This is a genomic window from Streptomyces sp. SM10 (assembly GCF_002910915.1).
GTDB lineage: Bacteria > Actinomycetota > Actinomycetes > Streptomycetales > Streptomycetaceae > Streptomyces.
Genome location: NZ_NEUF01000131.1, coordinates 1 through 22,186, shown reverse-complemented (window position 1 = coordinate 22,186; position 22,186 = coordinate 1). Strand labels below are relative to the sequence as shown.

26 protein-coding genes are annotated in these 22,186 nt (G+C 71.6%); 16 read left to right on the top strand and 10 right to left on the bottom strand.

What is annotated here, in order from left to right:
- The first annotated feature begins 57 nt into the window (after positions 1–57).
- Positions 58–843: a TIGR00730 family Rossman fold protein gene (locus B9S57_RS20935; protein ID WP_103517096.1), complete on the top strand. Its 786-nt coding sequence runs from the start codon at positions 58–60 to the stop codon at positions 841–843.
- A 78-nt stretch (positions 844–921) separates the two neighbouring features.
- Here B9S57_RS20935 and folP read toward each other — a convergent pair whose 3' ends face one another.
- The gene (gene folP, locus B9S57_RS20930; RefSeq protein ID WP_103517095.1) at positions 922–1,794 is read right to left on the bottom strand and encodes a dihydropteroate synthase; all 873 of its coding nucleotides are present in this window, start codon (positions 1,792–1,794) and stop codon (positions 922–924) included.
- A gap of 55 nt (positions 1,795–1,849) precedes the next feature.
- Between folP and B9S57_RS20925 the strand changes: the two genes are divergently transcribed.
- A complete protein-coding gene (locus B9S57_RS20925) occupies positions 1,850–2,287 on the top strand; it encodes a DivIVA domain-containing protein (protein ID WP_181011424.1) in 438 nt (145 codons plus the stop codon).
- A complete protein-coding gene (locus B9S57_RS20920) occupies positions 2,284–2,868 on the top strand; it encodes a DNA-3-methyladenine glycosylase I (protein WP_103517094.1) in 585 nt (194 codons plus the stop codon). Before B9S57_RS20925 ends, B9S57_RS20920 begins: the two co-directional genes overlap by 4 nt.
- Positions 2,869–2,939: 71 nt before the next feature.
- Here the strand turns inward: B9S57_RS20920 and B9S57_RS20915 are convergent, their stop codons facing one another.
- The gene (locus B9S57_RS20915) at positions 2,940–3,752 is read right to left on the bottom strand and encodes an enoyl-CoA hydratase/isomerase family protein (RefSeq protein WP_181011426.1); all 813 of its coding nucleotides are present in this window, start codon (positions 3,750–3,752) and stop codon (positions 2,940–2,942) included.
- A 323-nt stretch (positions 3,753–4,075) separates the two neighbouring features.
- Here B9S57_RS20915 and B9S57_RS20910 point away from each other — a divergent pair, with 323 nt between their 5' ends.
- The gene (locus B9S57_RS20910; RefSeq protein ID WP_003966491.1) at positions 4,076–4,243 is read left to right on the top strand and encodes a DUF3117 domain-containing protein; all 168 of its coding nucleotides are present in this window, start codon (positions 4,076–4,078) and stop codon (positions 4,241–4,243) included.
- Between the two features lie 172 nt (positions 4,244–4,415).
- On the opposite strand, the gene B9S57_RS20905 is transcribed toward B9S57_RS20910, so the two are convergent.
- Complete coding sequence (locus B9S57_RS20905) at positions 4,416–5,081, bottom strand: O-methyltransferase (RefSeq protein WP_103517093.1); 666 nt, start codon at positions 5,079–5,081, stop codon at positions 4,416–4,418.
- Positions 5,082–5,256: 175 nt separating this feature from the next.
- Between B9S57_RS20905 and sigE the strand changes: the two genes are divergently transcribed.
- From sigE to B9S57_RS20880, 5 genes are all read left to right on the top strand, one after another.
- A complete protein-coding gene (sigE, locus tag B9S57_RS20900; RefSeq protein WP_181011423.1) occupies positions 5,257–6,018 on the top strand; it encodes an RNA polymerase sigma factor SigE in 762 nt (253 codons plus the stop codon).
- Complete coding sequence (locus B9S57_RS20895; RefSeq protein WP_103517091.1) at positions 6,015–6,962, top strand: anti-sigma factor; 948 nt, start codon at positions 6,015–6,017, stop codon at positions 6,960–6,962. The genes sigE and B9S57_RS20895 overlap by 4 nt, the downstream gene beginning before the upstream one ends.
- Positions 6,963–7,051: 89 nt before the next feature.
- A complete protein-coding gene (locus tag B9S57_RS20890; RefSeq protein WP_103517090.1) occupies positions 7,052–8,875 on the top strand; it encodes a S1C family serine protease in 1,824 nt (607 codons plus the stop codon).
- Between the two features lie 120 nt (positions 8,876–8,995).
- The gene (locus B9S57_RS20885) at positions 8,996–9,454 is read left to right on the top strand and encodes a sec-independent translocase (protein ID WP_103517089.1); all 459 of its coding nucleotides are present in this window, start codon (positions 8,996–8,998) and stop codon (positions 9,452–9,454) included.
- A 124-nt stretch (positions 9,455–9,578) separates the two neighbouring features.
- Complete coding sequence (locus B9S57_RS20880; RefSeq protein ID WP_103517088.1) at positions 9,579–10,241, top strand: hypothetical protein; 663 nt, start codon at positions 9,579–9,581, stop codon at positions 10,239–10,241.
- Positions 10,242–10,304: 63 nt separating this feature from the next.
- Here B9S57_RS20880 and B9S57_RS20875 read toward each other — a convergent pair whose 3' ends face one another.
- The 3 genes from B9S57_RS20875 to B9S57_RS20865 are packed head-to-tail and all read right to left on the bottom strand — an operon-like array spanning position 10,305 to position 13,306.
- Positions 10,305–11,438 carry an Mrp/NBP35 family ATP-binding protein gene (locus B9S57_RS20875; protein WP_103517105.1) on the bottom strand — a complete coding sequence of 378 codons (1,134 nt, stop codon included), beginning with the start codon at positions 11,436–11,438 and terminating at the stop codon, positions 10,305–10,307.
- Between the two features lie 25 nt (positions 11,439–11,463).
- Positions 11,464–12,042, bottom strand: a complete 579-nt coding sequence (locus B9S57_RS20870) for a DUF1003 domain-containing protein (protein WP_103517087.1) — start codon at positions 12,040–12,042, stop codon at positions 11,464–11,466.
- Positions 12,032–13,306 (bottom strand): magnesium transporter MgtE N-terminal domain-containing protein, encoded by a 1,275-nt coding sequence (locus B9S57_RS20865; RefSeq protein ID WP_103517086.1) that lies wholly within the window; start codon positions 13,304–13,306, stop codon positions 12,032–12,034. The genes B9S57_RS20870 and B9S57_RS20865 overlap by 11 nt, the downstream gene beginning before the upstream one ends.
- Positions 13,307–13,479: 173 nt before the next feature.
- Between B9S57_RS20865 and B9S57_RS20860 the strand changes: the two genes are divergently transcribed.
- Positions 13,480–14,232, top strand: a complete 753-nt coding sequence (locus B9S57_RS20860; protein ID WP_103517085.1) for a hypothetical protein — start codon at positions 13,480–13,482, stop codon at positions 14,230–14,232.
- Between the two features lie 7 nt (positions 14,233–14,239).
- On the opposite strand, the gene B9S57_RS20855 is transcribed toward B9S57_RS20860, so the two are convergent.
- Together B9S57_RS20855 and B9S57_RS20850 are read right to left on the bottom strand one after the other, a co-directional pair.
- Entirely contained in the window at positions 14,240–14,758 is a 519-nt protein-coding gene (locus B9S57_RS20855; RefSeq protein WP_103517084.1) for a hypothetical protein, read from the bottom strand.
- A 12-nt stretch (positions 14,759–14,770) separates the two neighbouring features.
- Positions 14,771–15,886: a magnesium and cobalt transport protein CorA gene (locus B9S57_RS20850; protein ID WP_103517083.1), complete on the bottom strand. Its 1,116-nt coding sequence runs from the start codon at positions 15,884–15,886 to the stop codon at positions 14,771–14,773.
- A gap of 413 nt (positions 15,887–16,299) precedes the next feature.
- On the opposite strand from B9S57_RS20850, the gene B9S57_RS20840 reads away from it, so the two are divergent.
- The 5 genes from B9S57_RS20840 to B9S57_RS20825 all read left to right on the top strand — a co-directional run bounded on the left by B9S57_RS20840 (position 16,300) and on the right by B9S57_RS20825 (position 19,690).
- Positions 16,300–16,884 carry a suppressor of fused domain protein gene (locus B9S57_RS20840; protein WP_103517104.1) on the top strand — a complete coding sequence of 195 codons (585 nt, stop codon included), beginning with the start codon at positions 16,300–16,302 and terminating at the stop codon, positions 16,882–16,884.
- Positions 16,885–16,975: 91 nt separating this feature from the next.
- Positions 16,976–17,176, top strand: coding sequence for a hypothetical protein (locus B9S57_RS34550; RefSeq protein ID WP_181011422.1), 201 nt, complete (start codon positions 16,976–16,978; stop codon positions 17,174–17,176).
- Between the two features lie 203 nt (positions 17,177–17,379).
- Complete coding sequence (locus B9S57_RS20835; RefSeq protein WP_103517082.1) at positions 17,380–18,024, top strand: DUF6758 family protein; 645 nt, start codon at positions 17,380–17,382, stop codon at positions 18,022–18,024.
- Between the two features lie 76 nt (positions 18,025–18,100).
- Entirely contained in the window at positions 18,101–18,967 is an 867-nt protein-coding gene (locus B9S57_RS20830; protein WP_103517081.1) for a PHP domain-containing protein, read from the top strand.
- 117 nt (positions 18,968–19,084) lie between these two features.
- The gene (locus tag B9S57_RS20825) at positions 19,085–19,690 is read left to right on the top strand and encodes a MarC family protein (RefSeq protein WP_103517080.1); all 606 of its coding nucleotides are present in this window, start codon (positions 19,085–19,087) and stop codon (positions 19,688–19,690) included.
- A gap of 107 nt (positions 19,691–19,797) precedes the next feature.
- Here the strand turns inward: B9S57_RS20825 and B9S57_RS34545 are convergent, their stop codons facing one another.
- Positions 19,798–19,950 carry a hypothetical protein gene (locus tag B9S57_RS34545; RefSeq protein ID WP_181011421.1) on the bottom strand — a complete coding sequence of 51 codons (153 nt, stop codon included), beginning with the start codon at positions 19,948–19,950 and terminating at the stop codon, positions 19,798–19,800.
- Between the two features lie 210 nt (positions 19,951–20,160).
- Between B9S57_RS34545 and B9S57_RS20820 the strand changes: the two genes are divergently transcribed.
- A complete protein-coding gene (locus B9S57_RS20820; protein ID WP_103517079.1) occupies positions 20,161–21,072 on the top strand; it encodes an NYN domain-containing protein in 912 nt (303 codons plus the stop codon).
- A 39-nt stretch (positions 21,073–21,111) separates the two neighbouring features.
- Here B9S57_RS20820 and B9S57_RS20815 read toward each other — a convergent pair whose 3' ends face one another.
- The gene (locus B9S57_RS20815; protein ID WP_103517078.1) at positions 21,112–21,966 is read right to left on the bottom strand and encodes an alpha/beta fold hydrolase; all 855 of its coding nucleotides are present in this window, start codon (positions 21,964–21,966) and stop codon (positions 21,112–21,114) included.
- Positions 21,967–22,186 lie beyond the last annotated feature (220 nt).

Sequence of the window (22,186 nt, the reverse complement as noted above, 5' to 3'; positions counted from 1 at the left end):
CGCCGATCTACGCTGAAGCGACACACGCACATCGCAGGTCGGCGGAGGGAGCAGGTCATGGGCAACCCGGAGGACGCACAGATCCCCGAGGGCGCACAGATTCCCGAGGGTGCGGTGAAGCCGGACGAACAGTGGATGGGTCCGGTGCTGCGTCGCAGGGACCAGGTCCAGCCCGGCACGACCGATCAGCGGCTGCTGGACTCCGAGGGGGACTCCGAGTGGGTCCACACGGACCCGTGGCGGGTCATGCGCATCCAGTCGGAGTTCGTGGAGGGCTTCGGCGCGCTGGCGGAGCTGCCCAGCGCCATCAGCGTCTTCGGCTCCGCGCGCACCCCGGCGGACGGGCCCGACTACGAGGCCGGGGTACGGATCGGCAAGGCGCTCGTCGAAGCGGGCTTCGCCGTCATCACCGGCGGAGGACCGGGCGCCATGGAGGCCGCCAACAAGGGCGCGCGCGAGGCGAAGGGCGTCTCGGTCGGACTCGGCATCGAGCTGCCCTTCGAGTCCGGGCTGAATCCACATGTCGACATCGGCGTCAACTTCCGCTACTTCTTCGTCAGGAAGACGATGTTCGTGAAGTACGCCCAGGGCTTCGTGGTCCTGCCGGGCGGCCTGGGCACGCTGGACGAGCTCTTCGAGGCGCTGACCCTGGTGCAGACGGGCAAGGTCACCCGCTTCCCGATCGTCCTGTTCGGCACGGCGTACTGGGGCGGTTTGGTGGACTGGCTGAGGGACACGGTGGTCGCGGGAGGGAAGGCCTCCGAGCGGGACCTGATGCTGTTCCACGTCACGGACGACGTGGACGAGGCGGTCCGGCTGGTGACGAAGGAGGTCGGCCGGTAGACGCCCGGGCGGGCCTTCGGGCCCGCCCGGACCCGGTCGGCCCGGATCTAGGTCGGGCCCCGCCGGGCCCGACCGGATCTAAGCCAGGCCCCGCCGGGCGACAGCCGGTGCCCGGTGGCCCGCGATGGACGCGACCATGTCCAGGACCTGCCGGGTCTCGGCCACCTCGTGCACCCGGTAGACCTGCGCTCCCAGCCAGGCCGACACGGCCGTCGTCGCCAGCGTCCCGATCACCCGCTCCTTCACCGGCCTGTCGAGCGTCTCCCCGACGAAGTCCTTGTTGGAGAGGGAGACCAGCACCGGCCAGCCCGTGGCCGTCATCTCGTCCAGCCGGCGCGTCGCCTCCAGGGAGTGCCGGGTGTTCTTCCCGAAGTCGTGCCCCGGGTCGATCATGATCCCGTCCGGCCTGACCCCGAGCTCCACGGCCCGCTCGGCCAGCCCCAGGGTCACCCGCAGGATGTCCGCCATCACGTCGTCGTAGGCGATCCGGTGCGGCCGCGTACGGGGCTCCGCGCCGCCCGCGTGCGTGCAGACGAGCCCCGCCCCGTACCGCGCCGCGACCTCCGCCAGTTTCGGATCGACGCCGCCCCAGGCGTCGTTCAGCACATCCGCCCCGGCCTCGCAGACGGCCTCGCCCACGTCGTGGCGCCAGGTGTCCACGCTGATCACGACGTCCGGGTGGCGCCGGCGGACCTCGGCGACGAAACCGACCGTGCGGCGGGCCTCCTCCCGGGCGGTGACCTCCTCGCCCGGGCCGGCCTTCACCCCGCCGATGTCGATGATCGCCGCGCCCTCCGCGACGGCCTGCTCGACCCGGGAGAGCGCGGGTTCGTCGCGGAACGTCGCGCCCTGGTCGTAGAAGGAATCGGGGGTCCGGTTCACGATCGCCATGATCACCGGCTCGTCCGGCCCGAATTCCCGCCGCCCCAGCCTGAGCGCCGCGCTTCGCATCCCTGGTTCCTCCTGATAGCTCGCCTGCGCCTGAGACCCTAACTGTCAGTGGCGCATGGCACGATCTGACCTGGACAGCTATTCCGCTCCCGGGGAGATGCACGTGTTCTGGTTCTTGCTGCTGACGATGGCCGTGGTCGTGGCCGCGGTCACCCTGGCGGTGGTCGGCGGAGGCGGAAGCGCGGTGCTGCAGGACGTCGAGCCCGAGCGGCTCACCGACCCGCTGCCCACGAACCGTCCCGTCGGCCGCGCCGATGTCGAGGCCATGCGGCTGCCGATGGCCGTGCGCGGCTACCGCATGACCGACGTGGACGAGGCCCTCGGCAGACTGGGCGCCGAGCTGGCCGAGCGGGACGCCCACATCGCGGAGCTGGAGTCGGCGCTCGCCGGTGCCCAGGCGACCGCGGTCAACGGCCCCGACCTCTTCAAGCGCCCCGGCGAGCAGCCGTCCACCTCCGCCGACGGCCCCCAGGACGAGGGGAGCGGGCGGTGAGCGGTGCCGAACCGGCGGCGGACGGCCGCCTGCGCTGCCCGTGGGGCCTGTCCACGGAGGACTACCTCGCCTACCACGACACCGAGTGGGGCCGCCCCGTCCACGGCGACGACGCCCTCTTCGAGCGGCTCTGCCTGGAGGCGTTCCAGTCGGGGCTGTCCTGGCTGACGATCCTGCGCCGCCGTGAGGGTTTCCGCGCCGCGTTCGCCGGATTCAGGATCTCCGCCGTGGCGGAGTTCACCGACGCCGACAAGAAGCGGCTCCTCGCCGACGCCGGGATCATCCGCAACCGCGCGAAGATCGACGCCACGCTCGCCAACGCCAAGGTGCTGGCCGGCTGGGACCAGGGCGAGCTGGACGCGCTCATCTGGTCGCACGCCCCCGACCCGGCCACGCGGCAGGCCCCGCGGGGCCTCGGCGACGTCCCCGCGGTCACCCCGGAGTCCACCGCGCTGGCCAAGGACCTGAAGAAGCGGTCCATCCGCTTCGTCGGCCCCACGACCGCCTACGCCCTGATGCAGGCCTGCGGTCTGGTCGACGACCATCTGGCCGACTGCGTGGCCCGGGGCGGCGGCCGGTAGCCCGTCGCGTCCGGATCGGTCCCGGGCCGCGCGCGAGTGTCGGCGGGTGATCCGGACGGGGGGCACCCGCCCTACCTCCCGAGGAACTTCGGCTTCCCCTTGGCGAGGAAGGCCTCGACCGCGATCGTGTGGTCCTGCGACGCGCCCGCCCTCGTCTGGAGTTCGTCCTCCTTCTCCAGCGTCTCGGCGAGCGTGTGCCCGGCGCCGTACGCCACGGACGCCTTCAGGGCCGCGTAGGCCACCGTCGGCCCGTCCGCCAGGGCGCGGGCCACCGCGTGCGCCTCCTTCGCCAGGTCGGCGGCGGGCACCACCTTGTTCACGATGCCCAGGTCGTAGGCCTCCTGCGCCGAGATCGAGCGCGGGAAGAACAGCAGGTCCGTGGCGCGGCTCGCGCCGATCAGCCGCGGCAGGGTCCAGGAGACGCCCGAGTCCGCGGTGAGCGCCACGCCGGCGAAGGACGTGTTGAAGGAAGCCGTGTCGGCGACCACCCGGTAGTCGGCGGCGAGCGCGAAGCCGAAGCCCGCCCCGGCGGCCACCCCGTTGACCCCCGCGACCACGGGCTTCTCCATCTCCGTGAGGGCCCGGACGATGGGGTTGTAGTGCTCCTGCACCGTGCTCAGCGCGTTGCCGCCGTCCTCCTCGCGCGCCTCGGAGAGCTTGGCGACGTGCTCCTTGAGGTCCTGGCCGACGCAGAAGGCGCGCCCGGTGGCGGTGAGCAGAACCGCCCGGACCCCGGGGTCGTCGGCGACCGCCCGCAGGGCGTCGCGGAGCGCGACCTTGGCGGCGGTGTTCATGGCGTTCATCGCGTCGGGTCGGTTGATCGTGATCGTCGCGAGCCCGTCGCTCACGTCCGTGAGTACGGCGTCAGCCATGCTGTCGGCCATGTCGGCCATCGCTGGGTCTCCTTACGGCTCCGGCATCGTGCCTGTCCAGGCAAGCATGGCGGACTTCCGGCGGGCCGGACATGTGACCTGCGTCTAACGATTGGACCTCGGCTGGGGGCCGGCGGCGGCGCAGTATCGCAGCCGGATCGCCGAATTAGGTGGTTTTGAGAGAGCGCGTTGCGCAAGCGATGCCGACCGATGTTGGTCATCGGGGTCTCTGATGCGGGATAATGCGGAGGAAGCATTGTGTTCGACGCCGGTGAGGCAGCGCCTGTCATGGGGCCGCCGGCTGCGATGAGCTGGTTTCAGGAAGGGGAACGAGCATGGCGGCCATGAAGCCGCGGACGGGCGACGGCCCGCTCGAGGTGACAAAGGAGGGGCGGGGCATCGTCATGCGCGTTCCGCTCGAAGGCGGCGGTCGGCTTGTCGTCGAGCTGACTCCGGACGAGGCCGATGCACTCGGTGACGCGCTGAAGAAGGTCGTCGGCTGAGGCGGAAGTGCCCACACTTCACTGCTGCCCCGGTACGGATTCCGTACCGGGGCAGCAGTGCGTCGTGGCCCGGTCCGGCGGGGTCCTGTGTGCCGCCTGTTCGTCCGGGCATCCGGTCATCCGGTCATCCGGGCGGAGAGCCGCCGCGCCGGGGGAGAAGTGCCGGGGGCGGTCAGCCCCGCCGCACCGCGCACAGCAGCCCGTCGCCGACCGGGAGCAGCGTCGCCATGAGCTCCTGGCTCTCGCGCACGGCCCGGAGCAGTTCCCGCAGCCGCAGCACCTCGGCCGGCTGCGCGGCGGAGTCGATCGTGCGGCCGTCCGCGAAGACGCCCTCGAAACAGACCAGGCCGCCGGGTCTCAGCAGACGCAACGATTCAGCGAGGCAGTCCAGGCTCTCGAGCCGGTCGCCGTCGCAGAAGACGAGGTCGTATCCGCCGTCCGCGAGCCGCGGCAGCACGTCGAGGGCGCGCCCCGGGATGAAGCGGGCCCGGTTCGTGGCGAAGCCAGCCGCGCGGAAGGCCTCACGGGCGAACTGCTGGCGCTCGGGTTCCGGGTCGACGGTGGTCAGCACACCGTCCGGCCGCATGCCCTGCAGCAGATAGATACCGGACACGCCGGTTCCGGTGCCGATCTCGGCGACCGCCTTGGCGTCCGCGGTGGCGGCGAGCAGGCGCAGTGCCGCGCCGGTGCCCGACGACACCGGTCGGAGCCCTGTCTCCTCGGCCCGGTCCCGGGCCCAGAGCAGAGCTTCTTCCTCGGCGACAAAAGTGTCGGCGAAGGCCCAGCTCGTCTGCCGGTTGGCGGTAATGACCCTCTCCTGTCCCCGTAGTTGGCGCAACGGTGACTGTATCCGCTGGACCCGGGAACCCGCAGATGGGACCGGGCGTTAGGGAGGGGCAGAGGGGAACACGCTGACCGGGCCCTGCGGCCGGGCCCGGAATGTGCCTCTTGCCCCGGGGACACCGGGCACCAGCAGGTAGAAGGCTTATCCGGAGCTAACGGGCGAGGTGGCTATGGTAGGGGCTCCACTGGACACCACCAGAGCCGATAGGGGAGGTGCGGCTGCGCCTGTGGACCGGAGAGGTGCGCTGCGGCGCTTTCTCAGGTCGGCTGGTGAGCCGAAATCCGTGACCGACATTGCTGACCGTTCTTCCAACGCTTCCGCACCGACCGCGACCTTCGCCTCAGATGCGGATTCCCAGGCGTGGACCCCGCCCTCATGGGAAGAGATCGTCAGCACGCACAGCGCCCGTGTGTACCGCCTCGCCTACCGGCTGACGGGTAACCAGCACGACGCCGAGGACCTCACCCAGGAGGTCTTCGTCCGCGTCTTCCGGTCGCTGTCGACCTACACGCCCGGCACGTTCGAGGGCTGGCTGCACAGGATCACGACGAATCTGTTCCTGGACATGGTCCGCCGCAAGCAGCGGATCCGTTTCGACTCCCTCGGCGACGACGCGGCCGAGCGTCTGCCCAGCCGTGAGCCGTCCCCGCAGCAGGTCTTCAACGACACGCACTTCGACGCGGACGTCCAGCAGGCGCTGGACACCCTCGCGCCCGAATTCCGTGCGGCGGTCGTGCTCTGCGACATCGAGGGCCTCTCGTACGAGGAGATCGCCGCCACGCTCGGCGTCAAGCTCGGGACGGTGCGCAGTCGCATCCACCGCGGCCGGTCGCACCTGCGCAAGGCGCTCCAGCACCGTTCGCCCGAAGCTCGCGCCGAGCAGCGCTCCCTTGCGGACGCGGTCCTGGCGGGGGAGGGCGGTACGGCGTGAGTGGCACAGGTCCGACCCCCGCGGAGCAGCATCTGGGGGACCGGCTCGCCGCGCTTGTCGACGGCGAGCTCAAACACGATGCCCGGGAGCGTGTCCTGGCCCATCTGGCGACCTGCGCCAGGTGCAAGTCCGAGGCCGACTCCCAGCGGCGGCTGAAGAGCGCCTTCGCGACCTCGGCCGCCCCTTCGCCCTCCGAGGGGTTCCTCGCCCGTCTGCAAGGCCTCCCCGGGGGCCCCAGCGGCGGTGACGACGGCCCCGGCTTCGGCGGTGGCAGGCGCTTCGGGGAGGGGATCTTCCCCGTGCTGCAGCCCGGCGGGCCCGCGGACCCGGGGCGCTCCCCGCTGGACGACTTCGGCTACCTCCCCACGGCCCACGGCTCGACCGCCGTGCTGCCGGACGGCTCTCCTCTCTCCGGTCTCTCCGGTTCCTCCGGCTTCCGTATCCACGACGTGGGGCGGGACGCCGACCGGTCACCCTGGCGCGCGCGGCGCTTCGCGTTCGTGGCCGCCAGCGCGGTCTCGCTCGCGGCCATCGCGCTCGGTGGCTCCCTCCCGCTCGACTACGGCCCCGAGCCGCCGGTCAGTGCCGAGGGCGCGGGCAGCAGCACGCAGGTGCTCGACGCCGACGACCGGACCGGCAGCGCCGCCGTGGCCAGCCGCAGCGGCGGGGGAGCCCTCGCCGTCGGCGACGACCGGGGAGCCCTGCCCGGCCCCGTGCCCTCCTCGTCCGCCCCGCCCTCGCTGCTGAGCACCTCGACTCTCACCGGAGGCAGTACCTTCGCCTACCCGGTGCTCAACGTGACCGTGCCGCCCCTGATACGTCCGGCCGGCGCCGGTCCGCTCTACTCGGCCGCGCTCGGTGAGGCACCGGAGCCGACGCCCTCCGCGACGGCCTCCGCCCCTCCGCTGCAGGACCGCGCGATGCCGCTTTCCCCGCTGCGCTGACCGGGATCCTGCGCACTGATTCGCAAACCTGGTTGAATTCCGGCAGGGACGCCTCTGTGGGGCGTGCAAGGGCCAGTTGCGGGGAGATCATGGACGACGGCAAGCCCAGCGGGCCGAAGACGAAGTGGTGGAGCCGCCCCTCGGCGGAACGGAACCGTCCGGCCGGGCAGGACGACGCGCCGCCCGCCGACGCGACGGGTCCCGTGGACGGGGGGGTGGCTACCGGGCCTGCGGCCGGAGAGCGTCCGGCGTCCGTCACGCCGGACGGGGACTTCACACCCGCCCAGCCGGTCACCGATTTCATCCCCGCGCCCCCGGCCCCGGGGTCGACGGGACCCGCCTCCGCGAGCGCCGGACCTGCGGTGTCCGCGCCAACTGCTCCCGCCCCGCCGGCCGCCGACACACGCGTGCCGCCCGCCGCCGAGCCCCGGACGGACCGGGCGCAACCGCTGCACGCGCCCGACGAGTACAGCACCCCGCCCTACGGCGGTCCGGGGCCATGGGCGCCCGCGCCGCCCGTTCAGCGCCCTGTGCACACCCCGGCCCACGGGACCGCCGTGCCGCCGCCGTACGCGGGGACGAACGGCCACGGCATGCCCGCGCCCCTCCCCGCCCCCGAAACCCCGCCACAGGGCGGCCAGGGGCACTCCGAGGCCTACGCGAGCCCGTCCCTGCCGCACTCGGTCCCGGCCCAGCCCGCCGCGCCCCAGCCCTCGCAGTGGCTGCGCTACGACCCCTGGGACGCGCCCCAGCAGCCGCTGAGCCACCCCGGCCCAGGCCAGGGCGCGGACGGCCGGCCGCGCAGGGGCCGCCGGGGCACGGTCCTCGTCGGAGCGGCACTGCTCGCCCTCGTCGCGGGCGGGATCGGCGGCGGAATCGGTGCCTACGTCGAGCGCAACGGCGGTCTGACCACGGTCGAGCTGCCGCAGTCCGGCCGCGACGACGGCGGCCGGGCACCCGACAGCGTCGCCGGCATCGCCTCCAGCGCGCTGCCCAGCGTCGTCACCCTGCACGTCAACGGCTCCACCGAGTCCGGCACGGGAACCGGCTTCGTCCTCGACGGCAAGGGCCACATCCTCACCAACAACCACGTCGTCGCCCCCGCCGGCTCCACCGGCGACATCACCGTCACCTTCAGCGGCGGGGAGAGCGCGCCCGCGGAGGTGGTCGGCAAGGACAGCGGGTACGACCTGGCCGTCGTCAAGGTGACCGGTGTCTCGGGCCTCAAGCCGCTGCCCCTCGGGAACTCCGACAACGTGCAGGTGGGTGACCCGGTGGTGGCCATCGGCGCGCCGTTCGACCTCTCCAACACGGTCACGTCCGGGATCATCAGCGCCAAGCAGCGGCCCATCACCGCGGGCGGCGAGAAGGGTGACGGGACGGACGTCAGCTACGTCGACGCCCTCCAGACCGACGCGCCGATCAACCCGGGCAACTCCGGCGGTCCCCTGGTGGACTCGGAGGCCAGGGTCATCGGCATCAACAGCGCCATCCGCGCCGCCGACAGCGGTTCCGGTCTCGACGGCGGCCAGTCCGGTTCCATCGGCCTCGGCTTCGCGATACCGATCAACCAGGGCAAGCGGGTCGCGGAGGAGCTGATCAACACCGGCAAGGCCACCCATCCGGTGATCGGCGTCACTCTGGACATGGAGTTCACGGGCGACGGGGCCAAGGTCGGTGGCAAGGCCGCCGAGGGTGGAGCCGCGGTGACCGAGGGGGGCCCGGCCGACAAGGCGGGTGTCCGGGCGGGCGACATCATCACCGAGGTGGAGGGCCGGCGCGTGCACAGCGGTGAGGAACTGATCGTCAAGATCCGCGCCCACCGGCCGGGTGACCGGCTCGGGCTCGTCCTGACCCGCGGTGGTAAAGACCTGTCCATGACTTTGACGCTGGGTTCGGCAAGCGGTACCTGACGGCCACCGGCAGGTACCGCACGGACAGCTTCGCCGGGTACCGTGGAGCGGTCCGGGCCCCTGACGACCTGGCGGCGGAGAACACGCGGAGACCACGCAGGGAACACGAGGAGCAGCAAGGTGTTCAATGACATAGGCGCACTCGAGCTGCTGACGCTCGTGGTTCTCGCCGTGCTCGTATTCGGCCCGGAGAAGCTGCCGAAGGTCATCCAGGACGTCACGCGCACCATCCGCAAGATCCGTGAGTTCTCGGACAGTGCCAAGGAAGACATCCGCTCGGAGCTCGGGCCGCAGTTCAAGGACTTCGAGTTCGAGGACCTCAACCCCAAGACGTTCGTCCGCAAACAGCTCATGGACGGGGACGACGACCTGGGGCTCAAGGAGATCCGCGAGAGCTTCGACCTCCGCAAGGAGATGGCCGAGGTCACCGACGCGGTGAACGGACGCGAGAGTGCGACGTCCGCCGGCGCTGCCGGTACCGCCGCCGCGGCCGGTGCCGCGGCCAAGCCCGACCTCCTGAAGAAGCCCGCGCAGCCGGCGAAGGACGACCGCCCGCCCTTCGACGCAGACGCCACCTGAGACCCGTCAATCCCGACTCGTCCGGACGGTATGGCTATTCTCCATCTGTCCGGTTGCGAGATCGCCCATGCCCACGGGGGGAGGGCCGCTCCGGATCGGTGAAGATCGAGGAGGCGGCCGGGCAGTGGAGACGACGAGTCGGGCAGGGGCGGACGGTGCGCCCAGCGCAGTCACACCGGAGGGGGTGCCGGCGACCCGGCGTACTGTCGACGGCTACCTCAAGGCGCCGTTCCCCTGGTACGGGCTGGACGGGGCCTTCACCGGGCCGCGCTGGCTGATGCACGTCACCGCCGCGGCGGACGACACGGTGCATCACGGTTCCACCGGCCACGGCGAGGAACCCGTCGTACGGGCGGACGCCGGGGCGGAGAAGGCGCGTTTCGCGGTGGTCGTGACCGTGGGCAGCAGCCCCGTCCGGCACAGCGACGACGGCACGGGGGTGCTGGACGCGACCACGGTCTCGTCGGCGGCGTGGCTGGCGGGCTCCGGCCTGCTGGACTGCACGTGGCCCCCGCAGATGGACCACACGCTGCGTGGCGAATGGCTGAACCAGCAGACCGAGACCGCGTTCGAGCTCGCGGACGACCTGGGCCGGGAACCCTGGTCGACGCTGTCCCTTCCGGTGGACGGCGTCCCGGTGGACTTCCACTACCGGGAGTCCGAGTTCGGCTGGGTGCTGGCGGGCTCAGCCCCCGACGGGGTGCACATCGGCGCGTACGGGCGCGGTATGAGCGCCTACGGCCTGGGATTCTCGGTGATCGGCGACATCGCCTCGTACGAGAACTGAGCGACACGCGAAACGGGTGGGGGCGGACTCCTCAGGAGTCCGCCCCCACCCGTCGCAGGAGGTTCAGAACTTGTTGCGGGGCGTGAGTCCCAGCGACATGCCGGAGAGGCCGCGCTGACGCCCGCTCAGCTTGTCCGCGATGGAGCGCAGCGCGGAGCCCGCGGGTGAGTCCGGGTCGGACAGGACGACGGGCTTGCCCTCGTCGCCGCCCTCGCGCAGCCGTACGTCGATCGGGATGGAACCCAGCACCGGCACCTCGGCGCCGACCGTCTTCGTCAGGCCGTCGGCGACCCGCTGTCCGCCGCCCGAGCCGAACACGTCGACCATCTCGTCGCAGTGCGGGCACGGCATGCCCGACATGTTCTCGACGACGCCGACGATCTTCTGGTGGGTCTGCACGGCGATGGAGCCGGCCCGCTCGGCGACCTCGGCGGCAGCCTGCTGCGGGGTCGTGACGACCAGGATCTCCGCGTTCGGGACGAGCTGCGCCACGGAGATCGCGATGTCACCGGTGCCCGGGGGCAGGTCGAGCAGCAGGACGTCCAGGTCGCCCCAGTACACGTCCGCGAGGAACTGCTGCAGCGCGCGGTGCAGCATGGGCCCGCGCCACACCACCGGGGCGTTGCCCGGGGTGAACATGCCGATGGAGATCACCTTCACGCCGTGCGAGGAAGGCGGCATGATCATGTTCTCGACCTGGGTGGGCTTGCCGTCCGCGCCGAGCATCCTGGGCACGCTGTGCCCGTAGATGTCCGCGTCGACCACGCCGACCTTGAGGCCGTCGGCCGCCATCGCCGCAGCGAGGTTCACCGTCACGGACGACTTGCCGACGCCGCCCTTGCCCGACGCGACCGCGTAGACACGGGTCAGCGAGCCGGGCTTGGCGAACGGCACCTCGCGCTCCGCCGTGCCGCCGCGGAGCGACGAGGCGAGCTCCTTGCGCTGTTCGTCACTCATCACGTCGAGCGTGACCTCGACCCGCGACACACCCTCGACACGGGCCACCGCATCGGTCACGTTCGTGGTGATCGTCTCGCGCATCGGGCAGCCGGAGACCGTGAGATACACGGTGACAGCGACTACACCGTCAGGATCGATCTCGACCGATTTCACCATGCCCAGCTCGGTGATCGGTCGGTGGATCTCCGGGTCGTTCACTGTCGCCAGTGCTTCGCGCACCGCGTCTTCCGTAGCCATACCGACGATGGTACGGCGCCGGTACCTACGCGCGGGTAGCCCCTGGGCGGTCGGCTTCGTCACTCTTCACGGGCAGGACCACCCGGCGCTCCTCCATGTCCTTCACCATGGCCTCCAGCTCCGAGCGGATCCAGTCCCGGGTGGCGACCTCCCCGAGGCCCATCCGCAGCGCCGCGATCTCCCGGCTGAGGAACTCGGTGTCCGCGATCGAGCGCTCGTTCTGCTTCCGGTCCTGCTCGTGGGTGACCCGGTCGCGGTCGTCCTGGCGGTTCTGCGCGAGCAGGATCAGCGGGGCGGCGTAGGACGCCTGGAGGGAGAGCATCAGGGTCAGGAAGATGAACGGGTACTCGTCGAAGCGCAGTTCCTGGGGGGCGAAGATGTTCCACACCACCCACAGGATGATGATGAGCGTCATCCAGACGATGAACCGCCCGGTGCCCAGGAAGCGGGCGATGCGCTCGGAGAACCGGCCGAAGGCCTCGGGGTCGTACTCGGGCAGCAGCCGGCGCCGGGGCGCCTTCGGCTGGTCGAGCCGGAAGCGCGGCGGGCGCACGATGCCCGACGCGCCGGTCGGCACGGCCCTCGCGCGGTCCTCAGCGGCCACCGGTGATCTCCTCCTCGCCCAGGAAGTCGGTCTCGCGCCAGTCCTCGGGGAGCAGGTGGTCCAGCACGTCGTCGACGGTCACCGCACCGAGCAGCGAGCCGCTCTCGTCCACCACCGGTACCGAGACCATGTTGTACGCGGCCAGGTAGCTGGTCACGGCGGTCAGCGGTGTCTCCGGGGACAGCGGGACGAGGTCGCTGTCGACGATGGAGCTGACCAGGGTGTACGGCGGATCCCGCAGCAGCCGCTGGAAGTGCACGGTGCCCAGGTACCTGCCGGTGGGGGTCTCGTCGGGCGACCGGCAGACGTACACCTGGGCGGCCAGCGCGGGGGAGAGGTCCTGCTGACGGACCCGTGCCAGCGCGTCCGCGACCGTCGCGTCGGGCCGGAGGATGATCGGCTCGGTCGTCATCAGCCCGCCCGCGGTCCGCTCCTCGTACGACAGCAGCCGGCGTACGTCGGCTGCGTCGTCCGGCCGCATCAGGGCCAGCAGCCGTTCCTTGTCCGCCTCCGGCAGCTCCGAGAGCAGGTCGGCCGCGTCGTCCGGGTCCATCGCCTCCAGGACGTCTGCGGCGCGGTCCTCCTCCAGCTTCCCCAGGATCTCCACCTGGTCGTCACCGGGGAGCTCCTCCAGGACGTCCGCGAGCCGGTCGTCGTCCAGCGCCGCGGCGACCTCGGCACGGCGCTTGGGCGTCAGATGGTGCAGGGCGTTGGCGACGTCGGTGGGGCGCAGCCGCTCGAAGGTCGCCACCAGGCTCTCGGCGCCCTGCCCGTGCTCCTCCAGCGAGAAGCCGCCGACCGCCGACCACTCCACGGTCAGGGTCTCGCCCTTGCGGCGCAGGGCCCCGCCACGTCCCTTGCGTACGAAGAACTTGTCGATCTCCCAGTCGCGGCGGGCCGGGAGCTGCTGGATGGCGACGTCGAGGACGGTCACCTCCTCGTCCGTCTCCACCAGGCGCACCCGCCGGTCAAGGAACTCACCGAGGACGAGTCGCTCGGTCGGGCGCTGCTCGAAGCGCCGCATGTTGACCACGCCGGTGGTGATGACCTGGCCGGACTCGACGCCCGTCACCCGGGTCATCGGCAGGAAGATGCGCCGTCGGCTGACGACCTCGACGACCATGCCGAGCAGCCGGGGCGGCCTGCCGCCGACGCGGAGCATGGCCACCAGGTCGCGGACCCGGCCGACCTGGTCGCCGTTCGGGTCGAACACCGGTACGCCGGAGAGGTGCGAGACGAAAACCCTGGGAGTGCCTGCCGCCATCCTGTGCGCCTCGCTCCGTCCCTCACGTCCTCCTTGGCCGTGATCAGGCTAGCCCGAACCGGACCGGGACGCCCGGGCGGACCGTCCGTCCGGCGCTCTGCCGGACGGCGTACGCGGCACGGGTACGCTGCCGTCTGCCAACCCCCGACACACAGATGAGAGGCAGTGCGCCCGTGACCTCTTCCGCCCTGGCCGTCCGGGCCCACCGCCGGAACGCCTTCGCCGTGGTGCTCTGCGCGGGGCTGACCGTCGCACTCACGGCCTGCGCCGGAGATGACCCGGACAAGGGGACCAACGGCGTCGGCAAGCTGACGGCAGCGCAGATCGACAAGAAGGCGCGGGCCGCCGCCGACGCCGCGGACACCGTGCGGCTGACGGGCAAGCTGGTCAGCAAGGGCGGGACGTACAGCCTGAACATGCGGCTCAGCGCCAAGGGCGGCACGGGGTCGGTCACCTCGAAGCAGAACACCTTCGCGCTGCTGCGCATCGGCGACGAGCTCTTCCTCAAGGCCGACGCGGGCTTCTGGAAGGGCGAGGAGGGCGGCGACGGGAGCGACCGGGCCGCCGGCAAGCTCGAGGGCAAGTACGTCAAGATCCCCGAGGACGATCCTACCTACCAGCAGCTGCGCGGGTTCACGGAGAAGAAGACGCTCCTCGACGGGATGCTCGCACTGCACGGAACGGTCAACAAGGGCGAACGGGACACCTTCGGTGGGGTGCGCACCGTGCAGATCCTGGGTGGAAAGGGTGAGGGGGGCGCCCTGGACATCTCCCTGGAGGGCACCCCGTATCCCCTGCGCGTGGCCCGCGGCGGGGGCGGCGGAAGCGTCACCCTCGCCGACTGGGGCGAGGCCTTCCCCCTGGAGGCACCCGGCGAGGACGACACCGTCGACTACGGCGGCGAGCTGCCCAGGTCCTCCGGCTGACGGTCCTTCAGCGCCTGCGCCGGCGCTTCAGCAGCAGCCGGGGGAGCGCGGCGGGAGCGGTCTCCCGTGTGGTCGCCCCGGTGGTCAGCGGCCGGGCCGCGAGCGAGCCGTCCGGGAGGTCGGTGCTCGACACGCCCGGGACCAGCCGCAGGACGCGGCACTCGCTTGCCCAGCGCTCCGTCAGCCGCTCCGCGTCCGGGGCGTTCAGCCGCTTGCCCTTGAGTTCGCCGACCGCGGCCTCCCACTCCTCGGAGTGCGGCTCCAGCACCGTGACGGCGGCGGTCCAGGCCACCAGCCTGCCGCCCTTGTCCTTGCTGCGTACGGTCACCTCGGCGGCGGCACCGGCGTCCAGCCCGTCCGGGAGCGGCTGCTCCCCGGGGCCGTCCCCGACGAGCACGGCCGCACCCTCGTGCCACACGTGCCACAGCGCCCGGGAGGGGCCTGTGCCCCGCACCCAGATGAGGCCGGACTTCTTGGTGGCCTCCTCGACGAGAGCCCGGGCAAGCAACACGTCAGCAGCAGTCATGCCCGAACTCTATTAGAGCCAGCCGTTGCGCTTGAGGGTGCGGTGGATGGAGAAGCAGACGACGCCGATGAGCGCCAGCACCATCGGATAGCCGTATGTCCACCGCAGTTCGGGCATGTGCTCGAAGTTCATGCCGTAGACGCCGCAGATCATCGTCGGTACGGCGATGATCGCCGCCCAGGACGTGATCTTGCGCATGTCCTCGTTCTGCGTGACGGTCGCCTGCGCCAGATTGGCCTGGAGGATCGAGTTGAGCAGCTCGTCGAAGCCGATGACCTCCTCGTGCACCCGGGCCAGGTGGTCGGCCACGTCACGGAAGTACTTCTGGATGTCGGGGTCGATCAGCCGCATCGGGCGTTCGCTCAGCAGCTGCATCGGCCGCAGGAGCGGGGACACGGCACGCTTGAACTCCAGGACCTCGCGCTTCAGCTGGTAGATCCGGCCGGCGTCCGACCCGCGGGGGCTGCCCTTCGCCGGGGTGGAGAACACCCCGATCTCCACCTCGTCGATGTCGTCCTGCACCGAGGCCGCCACCGCGATGTAGCCGTCGACGACGTGGTCGGCGATGGAGTGCAGCACGGCGGAGGGCCCCTTGGAGAGCAGCTCCGGATCCTCCTGGAGGCGGTGGCGCAGGGCGCGCAGCGACCCCTGCCCCCCGTGCCGGACGGTGATGACGAAGTCCCTCCCGGTGAAGCACATCACCTCACCGGTCTCGACCACCTCGCTGGTGGCGGTCAGTTCGGCGTGCTCGACGTAGTGGATCGTCTTGAACACGGTGAACAGAGTGTCGTCGTACCGCTCCAGCTTGGGCCGCTGGTGGGCGTGGACGGCGTCCTCGACGGCCAGCGGGTGGAGACCGAACTCGCGGGCGATGCCGGCGAACTCCTCCTCGGTCGGCTCGTGCAGACCGATCCAGGCGAAGCCGCCCTCCTCCCGCACCTGGAGCATCGCCTCGCGCGGCGTCAGGCAGGATGCCTCGGTGATCCGCCGCCCGTCCCGGTAGACCGCGCAGTCGACCACGGCGCTGGAGGCGGACGGGTCACGGGTGGCGTCGTAGCTGTTGTACGGGGTGTTGCTCTTGCGCAGGGACGGGCGCACGGCGGCGCGCAGGTCACGGATCATCGACATGGCTGGCTCCTCTTCACGGAGGGCCGTCGGCGGGCACGTGGAACAGCCCGGAACGGGGACGTGCGCTCACGTCCGCAAAGCGGGCGGCACCGCGGGGGCACGATGACGGCGTTCGCTACAGACAGGCAAAAACGAGGGGCTCTTCCGGTGCGCGAACTGCCGTGGTGACGTCCTGGGAGGCGTCAGATCACAGGACGAGGGCGGTGGGGGCGGAAGAGCTGTCGGTACTGCACGGTCGACTTGGATCCATTGCAGCCCCACCTCCTCCGGCCGGTCCCCCGTGGGGGATCACGTGTTGTCAGGACTGAGAGCGACGCTTCTGCGTGCTGTCCCGACCGACGCCTCAGGCTATCAGCCGGGTGAGGAGCCAATCCCTTCCTTTGCCCGTTCCCTACGCGTTCTATGCTCGCGGCATGGGAGAAATTCTTGATCTGGTCGAAGCCCGGCTCCGGACGGCGCTGGGGGAGCCGGACGCGCGCGCCGATGTGACGTTCCTCGGCACGGACCGCATCGAGGTGCTCCGCTTCATCGACGGCGACGTCGTGCGCTACGCCACGCTCGGCATGTCGGCCCAGCCGATGGCCGATCCGACCGCGCCCCTCGCCGACCCGGTGAAGGGTCCGCGCGCCGAACTGGTCCTGTCCGTACGCGCCGGGCTCGCCGACACCGACCAGGTGCTCAGGCCCCTCGCGGTCCTCGCGGCCTCCCCGCAGGTCGAGGGAGTGATCGTGGCCCCCGGGGCCTCGCTGGACCTGGGGCAGCCGCTGTGGACCGGGGCTCCCTTCACCTCCGTCCTGGTGGCCGAGCCGGGAGGGCTGGTCGAGGACCTGGAGCTGGATGCCCCGATGGAGCCGGTGCGCTTCCTGCCGCTGCTGCCGATGACGCACAACGAGGCGGCCTGGAAGCGGGTCAGGGGCGCGCAGGAGCTCCAGGAGCGCTGGCTCTCTCAGGGCACCGACCTGCGGGACCCGCTGCGTACGTCCGTACCGCTGGACTGACGCGCCGGGACGGCCGAGCCCCGCCGGGCGGTCCGGAGGCGGAGCCGCGGCGGGGCGGGGACGGGTGGCCAGGGGGCAGTCGGAGAGGACGGTGACACTGTCCTCGGCGGCGTGGCGCGGCTCCAGTTCCTGGGCCTCGGGGGTCAGTGCCGTGCGCCGGACCGCGATGACCAGGGCCCCGACGAGGGCTGCGGCCGAACCCGACCGCCATCAGGGCATCGGGTCCACCGGGCCGATCCCCGTGAAGGCCGCGACCGGGGCGCCCGCCGTGGCCCAGACGGCCTTCGGGTGACGCGGGACGCTGGTCGCTCCTTCGTCGAGCGGATCCTCTCCCCGTACGGTTCGCCCGCTCTCCACCAGGGCGTTGCGTTAGGCACAGAATAACTTAGACGTGCTAATGAATGTAAATTACACGCATCTCTGTCGGCCGGAGCCCCGCTGCGGACGGGTGATCGTCCTTGACGCGGCGGCGACCGGAGAGGACCGTTGGGCGGTATGAGGGGCGAACCCAGTTGCCCGAAGTGCGGTGGCCGGGTCAGGGCGCCCGGCCTCTTCGCCGATGCCTGGCAGTGCTCCACGCACGGCCAGGTGCACCCGATGCAGCCGGTGGTCCCGCCCAGTGTCGAGGCGCTGGGCGTGGTCGTGCACCGGGCCCAGGTGCCGGTCTGGATGCCCTGGCCGCTCCCGGTCGGCTGGCTGTTCACCGGCGCGGCGTACGCGGGCGACGACCGCAGCGGCGGCAGGGCGAGCGCCGTCGCGTGTTCCGGTCCCGGCCCCCTCGGCGGTATGGGCGAGCTGCTGCTCGTCGCCGAGGAGCTCGGTGTCGGGCTCGGCGCTCGCTACGCGGGCATCGACGGCCCCGACCCCGGTTCCGGCCTGCGGGTCGACGCCGCCCCTGACGCCAAGGTGCTCGCGGCGGGACGTCCCACCGCCCTCTGGCACGTCAAGGACGCACCCCCCGACCGTGCGGTCTTCGCGGGCGAGGCGCGTGGTCTGTGGCTCTGGGCGATCGTCTGGCCCGAGCGGTCGGGGCTCCTGATGTACGACGAACTGGTGCTGACCGACCTGCGCGACGCCGGAGGGGAAGTGGATCTCCTGCCGTGCGGAGCGCTCACGCCGCGGCTGCTCGGCCGGCCCTGAGGGCGGCCGAAGGGGTGACTGACGGCGGTTATCCTTGACCGTCCCCTGTCCGTCCGCCAGCACTGGAGTACGCGTCGTGCGCATCGACCTGCACACCCACTCCACCGCTTCCGACGGCACGGACACCCCCGCCGAACTGGTGGCCAACGCCGCCGCGGCGGGCCTGGACGTCGTCGCGCTGACCGACCACGACACGGTCGGAGGCCACGCGGAAGCCGCAGCCGCCCTCCCCGAAGGCCTCACCCTCGTCACCGGCGCCGAGCTCTCCTGTCGTGTCGACGGCATCGGCCTGCACATGCTGGCCTACCTCTTCGACCCGTCCGAGCCCGAACTGGCCCGCGAGCGCGAGCTCGTCCGGGACGACCGGGTGCCGCGGGCGCGGGCGATGGTGCGCAAGCTCCAGGAACTGGGCGTCCCGGTCACCTGGGAGCAGGTCGCGCGGATCGCCGGGAACGGCTCGGTCGGCCGCCCGCACGTGGCGAGCGCCCTCGTGGAACTCGGCGTCGTCGGATCGGTCTCCGACGCCTTCGTCCCGGCCTGGCTCGCGGACGGCGGGCGTGCCTACGCCGGCAAGCACGAGCTCGACCCCTTCGACGCGGTCCGGCTGGTCAAGGCCGCCGGCGGCGTCACTGTCTTCGCTCATCCGCTCGCCGTCAAGCGCGGCCAGGTGGTGCCCGAACCCGTGATCGCGCGGCTGGCCGCCGCCGGGCTCGACGGCATCGAGGTCGACCACATGGACCACGACGAGCCCACCAGGGCCCGGTTGCGCGGCCTCGCAGCCGAGCTGGGGCTGCTGCCCACCGGGTCCAGTGACTACCACGGCAGCCGCAAGGCGGTTCGGCTCGGGGAGTACACCACCGACCCCGAGATCTACGGCGAGATCACCCGGCGCGCCACGGGGGCCTTCCCCGTGCCGGGCGCCGGCGGACCGCGCCCCGCGTAACGGGGCCCTTCTCCTCCCTTCCGAGCTTCTCCCCGTCGCCCCCGTGCGTCCGGACGCCCCCCTGGGTTCCGGCGCGCTTCCCCCTGTCCGGCCCGTTCTTCTCTCGCAAGGCTCACCGTGTTCGACTTCGCTGTCTTCGGATCCCTCTTCCTCACCCTCTTCGTGATCATGGATCCGCCCGGAATCACCCCGATCTTCCTGGCCCTCACCGCGGGCCGCCCCGCCAAGGTGCAGCGCAGGATGGCCCTGCAGGCGGTCACCGTCGCGTTCGGCGTGATCGCCGTCTTCGGCCTGCTCGGCCAGCAGATCCTCGACTACCTCCATGTCTCCGTGCCCGCGCTGATGATCGCCGGCGGACTGCTGCTGCTGCTCATCGCGCTGGACCTGCTGACGGGCAAGACGGACGAGCCCACGCAGACCAAGGACGTCAACGTCGCCCTGGTGCCACTCGGCATGCCGCTGCTGGCCGGACCCGGCGCGATCGTCTCGGTGATCCTCGCGGTGCAGAACGCCGACGGGACGACCGGTCAGATCTCGGTCTGGGCGGCCATCGTCGCGATGCATCTCGTGCTCTGGGTGACCATGCGGTACTCGCTGCTGATCATCCGCGTGATCAAGGACGGCGGTGTCGTGCTGGTGACCCGGCTGGCCGGAATGATGCTCTCGGCCATCGCGGTGCAGCAGATCATCAACGGTGTCACCCAGGTCGTCCAGAACTCCTGAGGCCGGACACCACAGCGCCCCCGCACGGGCCTTCCGTGCGGGGGCGCTTCGTCTTTCCTCAGTTCGTCATGCGCTCGGGACGCGGCGACGCGAAGCGATACAAGGTGTTACGAAGCCGACGTGTCGGCCGGCCGGATGTAGATGCGCTGGCCCACTGCCGCGGCCCGCTGCACGATCCGGTTGACGGAGGCGGCGTCCACGACGGTGCTGTCCACGGCGGTACCGTCGACATCGTCGAGTCGCATGATCTCGAAGCGCATACGGCTTCCCTTCGTCTGATCCTCCTGCTGGAGAACTACTGGGTGGACGGCCTGGCCGTCCGCAAGGATGGGGAGCGCAAGGCGTCTTCGTCTCGCGCTCCTCAAGGGGTACAACGGCTTGCCTTCTGCAAACATTCCCTACGCTAAGGAAATTTTTTGGATGTCTAAGTACCCGTCGGTAATCAGCCATGCGCGGACAATGAGGTCCGTATGAGTCACGCGGACCCGCGGACGGACGACGAGCCGGACATCCCCGAACACCTGGAGCGCACCAACGAGCTGCTCCAGCGCGTACTCGCCGAGGTGTCGAAGACCCCCTCCACCCACGCGATCTTCGTGGACGCCGGATACGTCTACGCGGCGGCCGGGCTCCTCGTCACGGGCACGGAGGACCGCCGGTCCTTCGATCTGGACGCGGAAGGGCTGATCGAGGCCTTCATCGACAAGGCCCGCACGATCTTCGCCGACAGCCGGCTGCTGCGCGTGTACTGGTACGACGGGGCCAGGCGCCGGATCCACACCGTCGAACAGCAGTCGATCGCCGAACTCCCGGACGTCAAGGTCAGGCTGGGCAACCTCAACGCCAACAACCAGCAGAAGGGCGTCGACTCACTCATCCGTACCGACCTCGAGTCGCTCGCCCGGCACCGGGCCATCAGCGACGCGGCGCTCGTCGGCGGTGACGAGGACCTGGTCTCCGCCGTGGAGGCCGCCCAGGGCTACGGAGCCCGTGTGCACCTCTGGGGCATCGAGGCGGGCGAGGGCCGCAACCAGGCGGAGCCGCTGCTCTGGGAGGTCGACAGCCAGCGCACCTTCGATCTCGACTTCTGCCGCCCCTACGTGACGCGGCGCTCCGTCACGATGTACGAGGACGACGGCCCGGCGCCCGCGCGCGAGGACGTGCGGTTCGTCGGTGCCCAGATCGCCGCCGGCTGGCTCTCCACGCGCGGCCGCGACGCCCTCGCCGACCTGCTGCCCGGACACCCCTACCTGCCGGGCTCCGTCGACCAGGACCTGCTCGTCGAGGCCGAACGGCTCCTCGCGCACTCCCTGCGCGGCCACGCCCATCTGCGCCGGGCGCTGCGCGACGGCTTCTGGCAGCACCTGCAGGCGCAGTACTGACACCGGCCGCCCCGGGGGGCCCACCCGCACGGGTGAGCCTCAGAGGCCGTTCCAGAAGGAGACGAGGGCGGCGGCGGTCTCCGCCGGACGGGCCGTGTTGGGGGAGTGCTCGGCGCCCCCGATCACCGTCCGGCGGGCGCCCAGCCGCTCGGCCATCGCGTCGAGCAGCGGAACCGGCCAGACGTCGTCGCGCTCGCCCGAGATCACGTGCACGGGAAGGGCGAGCGCGGCGAGCTCGGCGACCCGGTCCGGTTCGGACGACAACTGCGCGCCCGTGGCGGTCAGCTGCGCCGGGTCGTGGCGCAGCCAACGGCGGCGCAGGTCCTCGCCGTCGCCGGTGTCCGCGTCCTCGGGCGGGTCCATCGCCTGCATCATCCGCCAGACCTCGTCCATGCTCCAGCGCCCCACCGCGTCGCCGAGCAGCCGTGCCTTCTTCTGCTGGGCCGGGTCGATCTCGGCGGGGCCGGACGACATCAGGGTCAGCGAACGGAAGGGCGCCGCGTCCGTCAGCACCGCCGCCCGGGCGATCTGGCCGCCCAGGGAGTGCCCGAGCAGATGGAGGCGCCCCGACGCCGGGACGCCTCCGGCCGAGGCGGCCTGAGCCAGCACATCGCGGGCCAGCTCCGCCTGCGCGTAGGACTCCTGACGGCCCGTCCCCTCGGTCTCGTACTGCCCTCGGCCGTCGACGGACAGCACGCGGAAGCCGGCTGCGGCGAGGGGTTCGAGCAGCGCGATGAAGTCCTCCTTGCTGCCGGTGTACCCGGGCAGCAGGAGCGCGGTGGAGTGCGCTCCGGCGGGCGGCGCGGCGTCCAGCACGGCGAAGTCCCCGCGCTCGGTACGCAGTACGCGGGCACGGGCACAGGGGGGCGGGGTGAAGGTGGGCGGCCGGCTCATGGGGCCGAGCGTATCGCCGGGGGCCCGCACGCGCCCGGGCAGACGTACGGCCCCGGCCCCCGCGGAGCGGGAACCGGGGCCGTACGGAGGTGGCTGCGTCCGGTGATCAGCCCTCGGCCGACTCGGCGGCGGCAGCGGCGCGGGAGCGACGCCTGCGCGGCTTCGCGGGTGCCGCCTCGCCGTCCGCCGTCACGGCCTCGGGCACCGCGGCGCTCTCCGC

What these genes read in the sequence shown, in the direction of transcription:
- B9S57_RS20935 (WP_103517096.1), top strand. Translation starts at nt 58, where the DNA reads ATGGGCAACCCGGAGGACGCACAGATCCCCGAGGGCGCACAGATTCCC.
- folP (WP_103517095.1), bottom strand. Translation starts at nt 1,794, where the DNA reads ATGCGAAGCGCGGCGCTCAGGCTGGGGCGGCGGGAATTCGGGCCGGAC.
- B9S57_RS20925 (WP_181011424.1), top strand. Translation starts at nt 1,850, where the DNA reads ATGGCACGATCTGACCTGGACAGCTATTCCGCTCCCGGGGAGATGCAC.
- B9S57_RS20915 (WP_181011426.1), bottom strand. Translation starts at nt 3,752, where the DNA reads ATGGCCGACAGCATGGCTGACGCCGTACTCACGGACGTGAGCGACGGG.
- B9S57_RS20910 (WP_003966491.1), top strand. Translation starts at nt 4,076, where the DNA reads ATGGCGGCCATGAAGCCGCGGACGGGCGACGGCCCGCTCGAGGTGACA.
- sigE (WP_181011423.1), top strand. Translation starts at nt 5,257, where the DNA reads ATGGTAGGGGCTCCACTGGACACCACCAGAGCCGATAGGGGAGGTGCG.
- B9S57_RS20890 (WP_103517090.1), top strand. Translation starts at nt 7,052, where the DNA reads ATGGACGACGGCAAGCCCAGCGGGCCGAAGACGAAGTGGTGGAGCCGC.
- B9S57_RS20875 (WP_103517105.1), bottom strand. Translation starts at nt 11,438, where the DNA reads ATGGCTACGGAAGACGCGGTGCGCGAAGCACTGGCGACAGTGAACGAC.
- B9S57_RS20865 (WP_103517086.1), bottom strand. Translation starts at nt 13,306, where the DNA reads ATGGCGGCAGGCACTCCCAGGGTTTTCGTCTCGCACCTCTCCGGCGTA.
- B9S57_RS20855 (WP_103517084.1), bottom strand. Translation starts at nt 14,758, where the DNA reads ATGACTGCTGCTGACGTGTTGCTTGCCCGGGCTCTCGTCGAGGAGGCC.
- B9S57_RS20850 (WP_103517083.1), bottom strand. Translation starts at nt 15,886, where the DNA reads ATGTCGATGATCCGTGACCTGCGCGCCGCCGTGCGCCCGTCCCTGCGC.
- B9S57_RS20840 (WP_103517104.1), top strand. Translation starts at nt 16,300, where the DNA reads ATGGGAGAAATTCTTGATCTGGTCGAAGCCCGGCTCCGGACGGCGCTG.
- B9S57_RS20835 (WP_103517082.1), top strand. Translation starts at nt 17,380, where the DNA reads ATGAGGGGCGAACCCAGTTGCCCGAAGTGCGGTGGCCGGGTCAGGGCG.
- B9S57_RS34545 (WP_181011421.1), bottom strand. Translation starts at nt 19,950, where the DNA reads ATGCGCTTCGAGATCATGCGACTCGACGATGTCGACGGTACCGCCGTG.
- B9S57_RS20820 (WP_103517079.1), top strand. Translation starts at nt 20,161, where the DNA reads ATGAGTCACGCGGACCCGCGGACGGACGACGAGCCGGACATCCCCGAA.
- B9S57_RS20815 (WP_103517078.1), bottom strand. Translation starts at nt 21,966, where the DNA reads ATGAGCCGGCCGCCCACCTTCACCCCGCCCCCCTGTGCCCGTGCCCGC.